The sequence below is a fragment of the Streptomyces umbrinus genome (genome assembly GCF_030817415.1).
Taxonomy (GTDB): Bacteria; Actinomycetota; Actinomycetes; order Streptomycetales; family Streptomycetaceae; genus Streptomyces; species Streptomyces umbrinus_A.
Window position 1 is genome coordinate 158571 of record NZ_JAUSZI010000002.1, and the last position, 13407, is coordinate 171977.

Annotated in this window: 13 protein-coding genes and 3 pseudogenes; 8 read left to right on the forward strand and 8 right to left on the reverse strand. The window is 68.4% G+C overall.

Translation table 11 applies throughout. The annotated features are described in order from the left end of the window. Window positions 1–37: 37 nt before the first annotated feature. Entirely contained in the window at window positions 38–694 is a 657-nt protein-coding gene (locus tag QF035_RS01310; protein ID WP_307517566.1) for a M15 family metallopeptidase, read from the reverse strand. A 678-nt stretch (window positions 695–1372) separates the two neighbouring features. Here QF035_RS01310 and QF035_RS01315 point away from each other — a divergent pair. Together QF035_RS01315 and QF035_RS01320 are read left to right on the forward strand one after the other, a co-directional pair. Then, a complete protein-coding gene (locus QF035_RS01315) occupies window positions 1373–2215 on the forward strand; it encodes a DUF6461 domain-containing protein (RefSeq protein WP_307517567.1) in 843 nt (280 codons plus the stop codon). 321 nt (window positions 2216–2536) lie between these two features. Continuing rightward, window positions 2537–2953: a hypothetical protein gene (locus QF035_RS01320; protein WP_307517569.1), complete on the forward strand. Its 417-nt coding sequence runs from the start codon at window positions 2537–2539 to the stop codon at window positions 2951–2953. Here the strand turns inward: QF035_RS01320 and QF035_RS01325 are convergent. From QF035_RS01325 to QF035_RS55580, 4 genes and pseudogenes are all read right to left on the reverse strand, one after another. After that, on the reverse strand, window positions 2950–3084 hold the full coding sequence (locus QF035_RS01325; protein ID WP_307517571.1) for a hypothetical protein: 135 nt from the start codon (window positions 3082–3084) through the stop codon (window positions 2950–2952). The two genes, QF035_RS01320 and QF035_RS01325, sit on opposite strands and share 4 nt — an antisense overlap. 4 nt (window positions 3085–3088) lie before the next feature. After that, complete coding sequence (locus QF035_RS01330) at window positions 3089–3961, reverse strand: tyrosine-type recombinase/integrase (protein WP_307517572.1); 873 nt, start codon at window positions 3959–3961, stop codon at window positions 3089–3091. After that, on the reverse strand, window positions 3958–5397 hold the full coding sequence (locus tag QF035_RS01335; protein ID WP_307517574.1) for a hypothetical protein: 1440 nt from the start codon (window positions 5395–5397) through the stop codon (window positions 3958–3960). The genes QF035_RS01330 and QF035_RS01335 overlap by 4 nt, the downstream gene beginning before the upstream one ends. After that, window positions 5394–5579: pseudogene (locus QF035_RS55580) on the reverse strand (tyrosine-type recombinase/integrase); the annotation flags it as partial. The pseudogene QF035_RS55580 and the gene QF035_RS01335, both read right to left, overlap by 4 nt. Window positions 5580–5726: 147 nt before the next feature. On the opposite strand from QF035_RS55580, the pseudogene QF035_RS55585 reads away from it, so the two are divergent. Then, window positions 5727–7147, forward strand: a pseudogene (locus tag QF035_RS55585) (DUF4158 domain-containing protein); the annotation flags it as partial. A gap of 5 nt (window positions 7148–7152) precedes the next feature. Continuing rightward, window positions 7153–7425 carry a Tn3 family transposase gene (locus tag QF035_RS01350; protein ID WP_307517578.1) on the forward strand — a complete coding sequence of 91 codons (273 nt, stop codon included), beginning with the start codon at window positions 7153–7155 and terminating at the stop codon, window positions 7423–7425. A 47-nt stretch (window positions 7426–7472) separates the two neighbouring features. Here QF035_RS01350 and QF035_RS01355 read toward each other — a convergent pair whose 3' ends face one another. Further along, the gene (locus tag QF035_RS01355) at window positions 7473–8231 is read right to left on the reverse strand and encodes an SDR family NAD(P)-dependent oxidoreductase (protein WP_307517579.1); all 759 of its coding nucleotides are present in this window, start codon (window positions 8229–8231) and stop codon (window positions 7473–7475) included. Window positions 8232–8379: 148 nt separating this feature from the next. Between QF035_RS01355 and QF035_RS01360 the strand changes: the two genes are divergently transcribed. The 3 genes from QF035_RS01360 to QF035_RS01370 all read left to right on the forward strand — a co-directional run bounded on the left by QF035_RS01360 (window position 8380) and on the right by QF035_RS01370 (window position 10161). Beyond that, window positions 8380–9033, forward strand: a complete 654-nt coding sequence (locus tag QF035_RS01360) for a TetR/AcrR family transcriptional regulator (protein WP_307517581.1) — start codon at window positions 8380–8382, stop codon at window positions 9031–9033. A 211-nt stretch (window positions 9034–9244) separates the two neighbouring features. Then, the gene (locus QF035_RS01365) at window positions 9245–9619 is read left to right on the forward strand and encodes a recombinase family protein (RefSeq protein WP_307517583.1); all 375 of its coding nucleotides are present in this window, start codon (window positions 9245–9247) and stop codon (window positions 9617–9619) included. Then, on the forward strand, window positions 9568–10161 hold the full coding sequence (locus QF035_RS01370; protein WP_307517585.1) for a hypothetical protein: 594 nt from the start codon (window positions 9568–9570) through the stop codon (window positions 10159–10161). The genes QF035_RS01365 and QF035_RS01370 overlap by 52 nt, the downstream gene beginning before the upstream one ends. Before the next feature lie 465 nt (window positions 10162–10626). On the opposite strand, the pseudogene QF035_RS01375 reads toward QF035_RS01370, so the two are convergent. Together QF035_RS01375 and QF035_RS01380 are read right to left on the reverse strand one after the other, a co-directional pair. Next, a pseudogene (locus QF035_RS01375) lies at window positions 10627–10860 on the reverse strand (transposase); the annotation flags it as partial. A gap of 119 nt (window positions 10861–10979) precedes the next feature. Further along, window positions 10980–11684 (reverse strand): NTP transferase domain-containing protein, encoded by a 705-nt coding sequence (locus tag QF035_RS01380; protein WP_307517586.1) that lies wholly within the window; start codon window positions 11682–11684, stop codon window positions 10980–10982. 346 nt (window positions 11685–12030) lie between these two features. Here QF035_RS01380 and QF035_RS01385 point away from each other — a divergent pair, with 346 nt between their 5' ends. Further along, entirely contained in the window at window positions 12031–13236 is a 1206-nt protein-coding gene (locus QF035_RS01385; RefSeq protein WP_307517588.1) for a glycosyltransferase, read from the forward strand. Window positions 13237–13407: the final 171 nt, after the last annotated feature.

Sequence of the window (13407 nt, forward strand, 5' to 3'; positions counted from 1 at the left end):
AGGCCTGACGCCACCTGGATCCGAACCCAAACAGCACCTAGTCGAGTTCCTTGGGCCCGTAGTGGGCGGCTGCCGCTCCTGTCTCCAAGGCCCAATAACGGTCTCCGTATGACCAATGCCACCACTCTGTGGGGTAGTTGACCAGGCCGACAGCGGTGAGCGCAGTACTCAGGATGTGCCGGTGAGAGCGAGCAGCGTCGTTGATGTTGTCGGCCTGCGTGTAACAGGCGCCCGCACTCTCCTCAGGAGTCGCGTTCATGCGGGTGCCCATGTCGAGTTCATGGCCGTCGACATCGGCGAGCGTCAGGTCGACGGCGGCTCCAGCGCTGTGCGGTGCGATCTCGGGCGGGGACACGTAACGGCTGGCTGCTGAGCGGACCTGCTCGGCGGTCCATTCCGGATGCTCAGCCCGCAGTTGGGCTGCGTATTCGTCGAAGTAGTGGCGTTGAAGGGACGGTGGGCGATACCCCTCGACAAACAGGAGCCGCATCGCTTGAGGCAGCTGTGCCTGGGCCGTGAGAAGACGGTCGAGCACTCCTGCCCGCAGGTGGGCGAAGGCGCCGGCGGAGTCCTGCCACTTCCGCTCGTCGACCAGCAAGGGACTGTCTCGGCGCACATCCACAAGCGGCTCACCGCACTCCTGAACAGGCACGGCTGCGACCTTCGGGTCGGACATCAGAACGATCTCAGTCATGACGCGATCATCTCGTGGCCTTGCGCCCTCTTCAGCCTGGATCTTCCGAGCTGCCGCGACTACGCGTTTCCCAAATCGGGTCAGTTTCATGGCCGTGCCGCGTTCGGCTCATTCGGAGATGGGCTGTCCGAGGTCCGCTTCGCAGCGGTTGATCTGGATCACCCTGGTGGATTGGTGGATGCCGGGATCTCAGGCGGCTTCCTCAGCGTGGGGTGGGACCGGGCTACCAGGAACCGGGGCAGGCTCAATTTGTGTGAGGAGCGGGCCGGCCCGACGCGACCGGAGGTGCGTGATCCCCTGGCCTGGCTCACCGTTGTCGCCTCCCGTGTGGCCAGTGACTGACATCGCTCACGGAGCAAAGACGCCGGGCTGCGTCGGCGCCAGGCCCAGAGCTGGTCTCGGCCGTCTGTGGAGCATTCCGAGGAACAGCGCCCTCTCACCCTGGCGGTGGCGGAGGAACTGGAATCCATGCTCCCGGCGCACCGGCAGGTCCTGGTGCTGCGCGACTGCGCGGATCTACCCATCCGTGAGATCGCGCACCTCCTGACGTCTCTGAAGCAACGTCAAAAGCCGCTTGCACGCAGCTCAGGCAGTGATGCGGGCGCGACAGCTCCAGCTCCAACTGTAGGAACCTGCTCGCACCAGGCGTTGTCACAGGCATCAGGCACACTGCGCCGTATGAACTTGGTGACCGCGCACGACTATGCCTGGATCCGCACCTCGCCGCTCTTCCGCCACATGATGGAGAGCGGATACACCCTGACACTGATACGGGGGCGAACCCCCCGCGAAGTGCTGCGTGCGATGGAGGCAGAACCACGCGGTGCCGGGGAGGGAACGGCCGGGCTGATCGAGGCGGACAACGCTCACCGCGCCGAGGTGGATTGCGACTACTGGGACGAGTCCTACGTCGCGGGCGCCTTCAGCGCTCCGGGCGAGGACGGCGACTGGACACTCGTCCTCGGCTTCGACGGTGGCCTGGGGATCGCGGCGCCGTGCGTCGAGATGCTGGCGAAGGGCGGCCGGGTCTTGGCGCATTCGACCAACGGCGGCAAGCCCATCCACCTCTTCCACTGGTTCGAGGACGGTGAGCTCCGTACGACGTTCGAGGGCCCCTCGTCGCGCGACGGCAGCACCCCCGATGAACTGGTCCCCCTGCTGAGGGAAGTTGGCTTCCCTCTGACCTGCGAGGGAGAGCACGACGAGAGCGCCCCGGACGTCGACCGGAAGGCGGCGGTCCTCGCCCTGGCCGAGAGACTCACCGGCATACGCATCACCGAATCCCTCCTCCAGGACGCTACATACGAGCTGGGACTCGTGCCTGAACAGCCTGCCGGGGAGTGGACCGGCGTGGTCATCGACATCACCGATGCCCACGGCGATCGCCTGCACAGGAAATGGACCTACCAGGAGATCGCGACGGCGTCGGACCGAGCACGGGCGGAGGCGAACGCGCCGGTCGTGATCACCTACAACGAGCCGCCGTCCATGGATCGTTCGAAGCACGAGACAGGTGAGTAGCGAGCGCGTGGAGGGGTACCGGCCTCGGGGAACATCGGTACAGCCGTTGGCGCCGAGAACGATCATGTTCGGCCAGCACACCGGCTGGGCGCTCCGCTGGGGTTCGCGGAAAGATCGCCGGGCCGGTGTCGGGGCTGGTTGCGGTGCTCGTGCCGGTGGAGTTTCTGACTGATGAGCAAGCGGTTATCTGGACCTTTCTGGCTCGTCAGCCATTCTCAGCTGGTCTTTTGTGTGGCTGACAGTGTCAGCTCCGTCTCCGTAGAGTTGTCCACTGCGGGGGCTGATCCAGTTGGCACCGCACGAAAGGGAGGACCCACCCGCATGACCACCCCTCCGTCCGAACGCACCCTCACCTACGCCGAAGACCTCAGGCCCGAGGACGTCCGTGCCCTGGAGACGTTCCTCAACGTCCAGCTGGGCCGGGTGTACGAAGAGGTCGGCGAGACTGGTGAGACGTCCTTCGCCATACGGGCTCTGCTCCGCCTGGTCTGCGACTCGGCCGGGCTCCTGTACACACTGCTCGCAGTGGAGCGGCCCGAGAGGTGGCAGCGGGCCGCGATCGTGCGCGAGTGGCAGCGGCTACGCAGTACGGCCCACGAGTTCAACCACCGCGAGGGCTATGACCATGATCGCTGGTGGAACCAGGTACGGCACTTCGACACCTCCGACGAGACCGCCGAACAGGACCGGATCCGCCGGTTCACCGCTGCCGGGCCGTACCCCGAGACCGGGCATTAACCGCGTGGGGTGGGGATGCCTCGTCGAAGGTCGCGGAGCTGTCCGAGGGCCACGGCGAGTTCGTTGCGGAACCGTTCGTTCTCCTCGTTCAGTTTCCGCTTGGCGTCCCGCAGCGCCCGCACCCCCCGCATCTGCTTACCTCTTCGTTTCGTCTCGGCCGCCAGGGAGGCCGTCCGACGCCGGGGCCAGTCCGTTGTTCTCCTGGTCGGTGATGCGCGCGATGACGTGCTCGACCGCGGTGGCCAGCCGTGCGTTGATGTCGGCAGCGCGGGATCGGCCGGCGGCTACGGCGTCGGATTGCAGCTCACGGGTGCGGGCGAGGGTGTCGTGGTGGACGGGCAGGAACTGCCGGTCGCTTTGGAAGTCGTCGCAGAAGTAACAGCCGTCGGCTGCGGTCTTGGGGCACGGACGTGAGATGTGCCGTCCGCGCCAGCCGCCGGCGACCGCGTGGAGGCGGCGTCCGATCTTCTCTGCGAGCCACTCGACGCCGGACAGGTCGCTGTCGCGGTGGATCTTGACGGTCTCGCCCTTGAGGTTGAAGCGGACCTCGTACTTCTCCTCGTACTCGCGGCGAAGCGTGTCGTCCGCGATGCGCGAGTAGTGCTCCTGCATAGCCCAGGAGGTGTGCCCGAGGACCTCGCGGATGGTGCGTCCGGACACGCCCGCATTCGCCATTCTGGTGCCCAGCGTGTGCCGGAACTGATGCCAGCTGACCGCGGCGGCGTCGCCGTTGGAGTCGATGAGGCGAATCCGCTTCAGCCAGGCGTCGAATCGGGTGTCGACGGTGCCGTAGGGCATCGGATACTTTCCGTCCGGGTTCCCGCTGACCTTGGGGAACAGCCACTGGCAGGCGCCGCCGAACCGTTCCCGGACCCGGCCGTGCTGTTCCCTGATCGCGTCCACCACTACGCGGGAGGCGGGGATGGCCCGGAAGCTCTTGTCCTTGCTCTTGTAGTGGACCAGGGCCCAGCGGCCCGACGGGGTCTTCTTGAGGCAGTCGGCCTTCAAGGTGAGGGATTCGCTGATGCGCAGGCCCTCGTCGGCAGATCAGCACCAGTGCGCGTGTCTCGGGGTCCAGCAGGGCCAGATTCTCCTCGGACTCGATCTGCTCCATCACGTGCTCGTCGATGAAGTTGGCCTTCAGCCCGCGCGACCGCGGGTATTCGTCCCGGTGGATCCGGGCGTCGGCGGGCAGCGCAGGCTGCCAGTCGTAGCGGCGCCACGTTTTCGAGCATCGTGGAGACCGCCGACAGCAGGCGGCTGCGACTCCCCGGGGCCACGGGCTGGCCAAAGTACGGTCCCTTCTGCTCCACCGTCCTGCGGCCGACCCAGCCGATATAGGACTCCAGCAACGGCCGGTCCAGCGCAGCTGGGTCGTTCTGCCGGTCGGGGCGGGCCTCCGCGAGGAACCGGGAGAAGAGCACGAAGTCGTGGAGGTTGCGCGCGGCCGACCGCAGTTCCGTGCGCGCGAGCCGCAGCCGCAGGTATCGCTTGACCGTCTGCCTCAGCCAGGGCTGGGTGATGCCGGTGAAGTCCAGCGGGGCGACGCGCTGGCGCTCCTCGATGCTGTAGCCGAGCCGCTCGGGGCGCCACACGTCCCTGTCCCACTCCTCCGCTGGTCCGTCGAGGGCGCCGAGGGCCTCCAGCAGATCGGTGAAGAGCTGCGGGACGGTGGTGTAGTTCAGCGACAGGCAACGCCAGTGGTGGGCGGGATGGTCCCGCACTGAGGAGACGCCCTCGGCGATGACGGTGTTGACCGCGCGGACCCAGGAACTGGGGACCACCTTGGAGTGTCGCTGGTCCGTGCGGAGCTGGAGCAGGTACTGGAACTCCAGCTCCGCCAGCGGCGGCAGGCCCGCGACGGAGAAGCTGGGGACGTTGCGGAGCGTCAGCTCGGCGGCCAGCGGCGGCCGCCCGACCTTCGTCCAGCGGTAGTGGTGCCCGTCGCGCAAACCGCTGCGGCTGATCTCGTAGCCGCAGTTCGGAAACCCGCACCGTCTCACGGACGGACGGGAGAGGGCCGGCGCGGCGGCGGCGTACTGTCGGACGCTGATGCGCTGGCCCCGCGAGTGCAGGCCGTTGAGGTCGGCCAGGTGCAGGTCACACAGGCCCGAAAGTCCGCCGGAGTACCGGCATCCGCTGACCAGGCACAGTGCCACGTCCGGGCTCAGCCCGGCCGGCCAGTTCGCTGGGTCCGCGATCCACGCCTCCCGCTCGGGCCGACCGGCCTTCCGCCAGGCCGCGTCGTGCGCGGCGCACAACCCGTGCGAGACGTTCTTCCTCAAGCACGGGGCGATCACGCAGGGAGTCGGCGCCAGAAAGTGCCCGGCTGGTGGCACGAAACGCTCGACTCGGAACTCCGGCCGCACCACACCAAGCAGGGCTGCGGCCCTCAGGTCTCCAGGGAACGGGACGACGGCGGCCAGGCGGCCGTCGGCGCTCACCACGAGCCCCTGAAGCCGACGCGGTCCAGCTCTTCGGCCAAGTCATCCGTGTTCAGGTGGCTGTAGGTGTCCGCCGTGGTGTGGACCGAGCGGTGCGTGAGCAACTCACTCGCCACTTCCAGCCGCACGCCCGCCCGCAGCAGCGCGGTCGCGTGAGTGTGCCGGAACAGATGGGGGTGAAAGTCGACCCCCTGTGCGCCGTCGTAGCCGCTTCACCAGGCTCATCGCCGCCCAGTACCCCATTGGCGTGCCGATGGTTCCGCTTCACAGGTTCACGAACACGTAGTCGCAGTCCAGCTCGCGGTACTCGGCGAACAGGTAGTCCGTGTTACATCGGCCGGTTCCTCCCGGACGACCCGCTTCACGCGCCGTGGCCGGTGGTCGAGCACTTGGCCGCGTAGCTCGGCATCGAGGACCCGTCGGTGGTTAAGCGGTACACCGAGCGGCCGAAGACGGCGTACGAGCACGCGTGGGAGATCCGGGACGCCTACGAGTACCACGAGTACGAGAATCCGGAGCGGTCGCGGCGGTTCCGTACGTTCCTGCACGGGCGGGTGTGGACGCACGCCGAGGGGCCGAAGGCGCTGTTCGACAACGCGGTGGGGTGACTGCGCCGCAACCGGGTGCTGGTGCCGGGAGTGAGCGTGCTGGCCCGGCAGGTGTCGGAGGTGAGGGCGGGCGCGGACAAGCGGCTGCATGCCACCGTCGCGGGAGCCGCTCGCCGCGCGGATGCGTCGCTGCCCGGTGATCTGGTGGAGACGTTGAAGACGCCGGAGGGCTCCCGGTTGTCGGAGCTGGAGCGGCTGCGCCGGCCGCCGACGCGGACGACGGGTACGGCGTTCGCCCGCGCGCTGGAGCGGGTGGACGAGGTCGGTGCGTTCCAGCTCGGGCGGCTGAAGCTGTCGCAGATCCCGCCGAACCGGATGGCGGCGCTGGCCCGGTACGCGTTGGGGGGGGAAGGCGGCGTTGCTGGAGCGGGCGGCGGAGCCGAAGCGCACGGCGATGCTCACCGCGGTGATGCGGCACCTGGAGGCGAAGGCGATCGACGAGGCTCTGGACCGGTTCTAGGTCCTCATGGCCTCCCGGCTGCTGAACACGGCGAAGCGGAAGACGGGAGAAGGAACGGCTGTCCACACTGCCGCAGCTGGAGAAAGCGTCGCGCATGCTCGCGCGGGCGGCGAAGGTGCTGTTCGAGGAGCTGGAGCTGGTCGAGGAGCACGGCACGGATGTGGACGTGGCCGCGCTGTGGGCGGTGCTGGAGGAGGCCGCCCCGCGCGCCGCCGTGATGACCGCGGCGGCCACGGTGGTCTCGATGGTGCCCGAGGACGAGGACGCGGCCGGGGTCACGAGGCGGGCCGCGCTGGTGACCCGGTACAACACGGTGAAGCCGTTCCTCGCCCTGCTGGGCGAGTCGAAGGCGCTGTCCGCGGCCAGTGGCGGCAAACGGGTCCTCGCCGGGGTCCGGGCGCTTCCGGCGCTGGCCCGGCGGAAAGTGAGGGTGAAGCCGTTGCTGCCGCGCGAGGTCGACGACGAGCTGGTGCCGCCGGTCTGGCGCAAGGCGGTCTACGCCAACCCCGACCTGCCGCAGGGCGCGGTGGACCGGGACGCGTACGTGGTGTGCGTGCTGGGGCAGCTGCACCGGGCGCTGAACTACCGCGATGTGTTCGCCGCTCCGTCGCTCCGCTGGTCCAACCCGCGGGCGCGCCTGCTGGAGGGCCCGGAGTGGGAGGCCGTGTGCGAGGACGTACTGACGGCATGGAGGACCAGCTCGGCGCGCTCGGTCTGGTCCTCAACGCCATCGTGCTCTGGATGACGCGCTACATCGACGCCGCAGTCCCCCAGCTCCAGGCTGAGGGACACGAACTCCGCGAGGAGGACACCGCCCGGCTCTCCCCGCTCAAACACCGCAACCTGAACCTGTTCGGCCGCTACAGCTTCACCGACTCGACCCCCGCCGCCGGCGTCCTGCGCCCGCTTCGGGACCCCGATGCGCCGGAGCTGGACGAGGACGAGACCGGCTGGGCGTGAATCGGGGCCGTCGCTGCCTGCGTCTCTAGAGGCCGTCGCCCGGTCGCTCAGAGGAGGGCGCCGCCGGAGACCTCGATTCGCTGGGCGGTGACCCAGCGCAGACCCTCGGAGGCCAGCGTGGCGATGGCGTCGCCGATCTCCTCAGGGTTGCCGACGCGGCCGAGCGCGGTCTGTCCGGCCAGAACCTGGCGCATCTCGGCGTCGTCCCGCATCGCTCCACCGTTGAAATCGGTGGCGGTCGGCCCCGGGGCTATGGAGTTGACCCGGATGCCGCGCGGGCCGAGTTCTGCGGCGAGGGTGCGGCTCAGGGCTTCGACGGCGGCCTTCGAGGTGGAGTAGACCGAGGTGGCGGGGCTGGTGTGGCGGGTCAGTGACGTCGAGACGTTGATGACGCGGCCGCCCTGGGTCAGCAGCGGCACAAGTGACTGGATGAGGAAGAACGTGCCCCGGACGTTGGTGCCCATCAGCGTGTCGAAGTCGTCGATCGTGACGTCCTCCAGCGGTCCGAAGATCCCCACTCCCGCGTTGTTGACCAAGATGTCGAGCCGCGAAGTACCCCAGCGCTCCAGCTGCTCGCTCAGTTCGGAGGTGAAGGACGCGAAAGAGGAGACGTCGCTGATGTCGAGCCGGAGAACTGCGGCAGTCCCGCCCACCGCCTGCACCTGTTCCACCGTCTTCTCAGCCCCGGCCGCATCACCGCGGTGGGTGACCACGACCCGCACCCCGCGTGTGGCCAGAGCGATGGCCGCGCTACGTCCGAGGCCGCGATTCGCACCGGTCACCAAAGCGATCTTGTCGATCGTCATGAACTGTTCCTCCACCACGCGGCTGCCGGAATTCACTCGGCGCCACAGATACGATGCGAGTCACTCGACTCGCCTTTCTCTCGTACCGTAAGCAGGACCACCGAGGCGAGTCAAGTGACTCGCCTCGGGTCTGCGGCATACTGTCCGCATGGCAGCAGAACTCTCCGCGCACCACCGCAGGCTCGCTCAGCAGAAACGTGAGGCGATCACCACCGCAGCCACAGAGCTGTTCCTGGATCGTGGCTACGACGGCACCTCACTGGCCCGGATCGCCGAAGCGGCCGGGGTCTCGAAGTCCACTCTGTTCAAGCGGTTCCCCACCAAGGCGGCCCTGTTCGAGGCCATCGTCACCGAGTCCTGGCAGCGTGACGCCGGCGACGCTGCCGCGCGGCCACAGACCGGAGATCTGCGCTCCGGACTGACAACCGTCGGCCACCGCTATGCCGACCTGGTCGGCCGGCCCGGCATGACAGCCCTGTTCCGGATCGTCATCGCCGAACTGCCTCGTTTCCCCGAACTGGGACGGATGCAGTTCCAGCTCGGCAAACTGCCCTACTTCACCTCCGTCCAGCACTACTTGGAATCCGAGCACGAGGCGGGCAACGCTGATGTCCCGGACGCCGCGAGCGCCGCGAACCAGTTCCTCGGCATGATCGCCAACTACGTCCTGTGGCCCCGCATGCTGCTGACCGACTGGAACCCAGCAGCCTCCGACATCCACGATGCCGTCGAACAGGCCGTCCAGACCATGCTCGCCAGATACGCCCCGACCCGCCGACCTGACCCGAAGCCGGAACGTTGACACTGGCGCGCAATGCTCAACATCCGCGACGCCTCCACTCGGCGACGCATGTCGGTACACGATCGTTTGACGACAGGTGGTCGGCATGTCCAATGAACCCGTGCAATCCGGGGGTTCGCGGCGGCTCGAATCCAATCAGATCCGATGGTGATTGCTGACAGGGTTTGACGACAGATGGGGTCCGATCCTCCGTACGGAAGGGGCCCCACGAGTGGCGAACCTGGTCCACAAACCGGTCTCGACCGACCAGAAGTCGACCGTCCGGCAGAACCTCGCCCTGGACGAGGCCGGGATCGAGGACCCGGTTGCCTTCGAGGAGGACCCGGGCACCTCCAGCCGCCTCCACCTGCTCCAGCGACCGACGTTCCGCGAGCTGCTCACGTACGCGCGGCCGGGCGACACCGTCCGCATCTCCGAGATGTTCCGCCTCGTACGCGGGACCGGGCACATCCTCGACATGCTCGACGTCCTGCACCGCGAGGTCCTGCACCGCGAGCAGGTAGCACTGCGCATCACGACGGCGCGTTCTCCGCGATGGACCTCACCGCCCGCCACCCGCACACCGGCGAACTGCTCTCCACCGTGAAGTTCATGGTGCAGACCCTCGCCGCCGTCGGCGAACTCCAGCGCGAGCTGACCTACGACGGACTGCGCGCCGCCGAGGCCAAGGGCAGCAAGGGCGGACGCCGTCCGGCCGTGGCGACCACGAAGACCGGCGACGTGCGCACCGCATACCTGGAAGGCCGCTCCATCGCCGCCCTCGCCCGCGACCACGGAGTCAGCCGCGGCGCGATCCGCACCGCCGTCGCCGACCTCCTGCCCGACCACACCGCCACCGAGGAGGCCGCCGCCCCTGAGCTGCCGGTCACCCTCGACATGCCGGGCAAAGTCGCCGACTTCCTCCGCTCGGCCGACCTGGAGCCCGCCGAGCGGGACGCGCTCGACCGGGGGGCGACCGTACGGCGAGGCCAGGGCTACACCCTGCGCGTCAGCGCCGTTCCTGCCGTGCACCGTCAGCTCCTTGCCCTCTGCCAGCCGCTCGACGGCGGCCAGGGTGTTCCAGCGGTCCCGGCCCCGCGCAAGGCCCACCGCGAGTACGAGAACCGGGTCGGAACGCTCACACCCTGACCATGATCGTTCTCGGCGCCAACTGCTGTACCGATGTTCCCCGAGGCCGGGTACCCCGGCGTACTCGCCGCCCTCGACCTCAGGGCGGACACGCACCCGGAGATCGTGGACACCCCGGGCGCCGCCACCGGCGGCCTGTCCGTGCCCGCGCTGCGCCGCCAGGTCCTCGGGCACACCCAACACCGCAAGGGAAGGATTCACGCTGGTCGAGGCGTACGCGAACAGCGCCATGGTCGGCTTCGGATACGCCTTCCCCTGCACGCCGGAGTACTGGTTCGGCACGCAGCTGCTGCAGCAGGTCCCCGAACACGTCCGCGCCGGCCGCCTGATGGGGCTGTGCGAGCTCGCCGTCATCGCGGCCAGGCAGGGCCAGGACATCAGAGGCCGCCTGCATGCCGCGCTCCCCTCACGACGATCAATCCCGAGTGGGCCCTCCCTGCCGGTACGCCCCGACAACACCGCGGGACGCGGATTCTCCAGCAGCACGACATGGAGTCGGCCCCAGTCGCCGACCTCGTTCCATGCGGCCAGCCGTCGCCAGCAGGTCATGCCCGAGCCGAAACCGAGCTCCTGGGGCAGGTACTCCCACTGGATGCCGGTGTGCAGGACGAACAGGATCCCGCACAGGGCCTGCCGGTCCGGCACTCGAGGTCTGCCCTCGACCGGTCTCGGACCTGTTGCGGGCAGCAATGGCTCGATGAGCTACCACAGTTCATCCGACACGATCCACGGAGGCGACTGGCGTTTCCCCACAACCAGACCAACGAGCAGACAAGCCAACAGCCACATGATCAACAACTTTCGCCGGAGCCAGTAAGTCAGCCCGCCGGGGTGTTGTAGTTGACGATCCCCTCAACCATGAGAGCGACCGCACCTGCCAACGGGTTGGTCGTTCCTGTGCCCACAACGTCGGGCAGCCTGTGCGCCTCGCTCTCGGCGACGGCCACCATGCCCCAGAACGCGTTGAAGCCCGAGGGGTCCGTCGGCTTGTCGGTGGCCGCGCCCACGGTCAGAACGCCTTCCGCCTCAGCCACGGCCAACGCGCCCATCTGCCGGAGCGTGTCGTGATCCCCCTCCTCGGCGGCCACTACGCTCCAGCCCGCCACCTCGACCTGCCGTAAGGCGTCAAGGAGCTTGCCAGGCGTGTCCGCCCCTGAGACAACGATGTCGGGCAGCACCAGAGCCACCGGCCCCTGGGTCATCGGCAGAGCGGACCGGATCGCCCCGTCGAGACCAGGTCCGAACGACTCGTCCTGGTGGACGAAGACCATCTGGAAGGTGTCGGCGTAGCGAAGGAGATAACTCACGGTGTCCAGCTTGTGTGTTCCGAACACGACGACCAGGCGCACCTTGAGTCCGCTCTTGGCGAGTTCGACGACGGCTTCCAGGCTGCGGTCCAGCACCGTGACCCCAGGAGCCAGACAGTGCAACTCCTTCGGGTAGGGCGCACCGAAACGTGTTCCGTTTCCGGCGCAGGGCAGGATGACCGAGACATCAGGTACGGGTGTGGACGGACTCTGCATCGCGTAACACTCCGGTTGTGTGGACGATGGGGGACCTTGCACACCTCGCCAAGCACAGACTGCCCAGAGCTGCCGACGCCGAACCTCCGGCCTCACGCGCACCGTAGCCACCGAGATGGCCGCTCCAGTAACTCCCGAAGGCCGAAGTCTGCTGCGAAACAGCCGAGTTGACGGACGCGACCAAGCGCGATGACGCTCGGCGACCCTCCCCCGCCCTGGCCGACACGCGACCTACACTGCTGCCGGTCATTGCCGACGACCAACGTATCGCCGCCGCCGGCCACCACGCCGAGCCTGGGCGGAAACGACAGAAGCGCATGGACGACCCGACGAAAGAGGACGCTGAATGCGGGTGCTGTTGTCTACATACGGGACACGTGGCGACGTCGAACCGCTGGTGGCTCTCGCGGTGCGGCTGCGGGCGCTCGGCGCGGAGGTGCGGATGTGCGCCCCGCCGGACGAGGAGTTCTCCGAGCGGCTCGCAGGTATCGGAGTGGGGCTGGTGCCGGTCGGGCCGCCTGTAAGGGAGTTGATGCGCGGGAAGACCCTGCCCTCGGCAAAGGACCTGGCCCGCTACAGGAACGAGTTGGTCGAGACACAGTTCGACACCTTCCCTGCGGCCTTCGACGGATGTGACGTGGTGGTGGCGGCAGGTCTGGGGCAGGTCGCCGCGCGATCCGTGGCCGAGGTCGCGGGTATCTCCTACCTGTACGTGAGCTATGCGGCGGTCCACCTGCCGTCGCCGCACCACGCGCCACCACCGCGGCCGGGCTGGCCGGAGCCCGAGGTCGCCGACAACCGGACGCTGTGGGAGTTGGACGCCCAGAACGTCAACGCGCAGTTCGGCGAGGCACTCAACAGTCACCGGGGAGCACTCGGTCTGCCGCTGGTGGACAATGTGCGCGATCACATCCTCACCGACCGTCCGTGGCTGGCGGCGGACCCGGTCCTGGGTCCGTGGCGGGAGACCCCCGGGCTCGACGTCGCACAGACGGGCGCGTGGACCCTCGCGGACGAACGGCCCCTCCCGGCGGACCTGGCGAGGTTCCTGGGCGCGGGCACCCCACCGGTCTACGTCGGCTTCGGCAGTATGTCCCCTGCCGAAGGCGTCGGAGGCATGGCCGTCGAGGCGATCCGCGCACAGGGGCACCGCGTGCTCGTGTCCCGCGGGTGGGCGGACCTGGATCTCGTCGACGACGGGGACGACTGCTTCGCCATCGGCGAGGCCAACCATCAGAACCTGTTCGGCAAGGTGGCCGCTGTGGTCCACCACGGCGGCGCGGGTACGACGCTGACGGCGGCCCGTGCGGGCACGCCCCAAGTGGTGATACCTCTCCAGCTGTCGGACAACCCCTACTGGGCAGGCCAGGTGGCGGCATTGGACCTCGGTGCGGCCCTCGACGCTCCGACCACGAGCGTCGAATCTCTGGGCATCGCGCTCAAGACCGCTCTGTCACCCGAGACCCGGGCGCGCGCGAAGTCCCTGGGCAGCCGGCTCCGCACCGACGGAGCGGAGGTTGCCGCACGCCGGTTGGTCCACGAGTCTCGGTGAACAACGTCGGCCCGTAGTGCTCGGGAGCGCTCGGGCCGGTCCGAGCGCAGGGGCCCCGGCCGGGGTGAACCCGTCCAGGGCTTCGGCAAGTGAGGACCGTGGCCCCGTGGTTGATCGTGCCGCGGCTGACACCGCACCCTCGGTTGCTACTGGACTTGAATGCGTCATGTC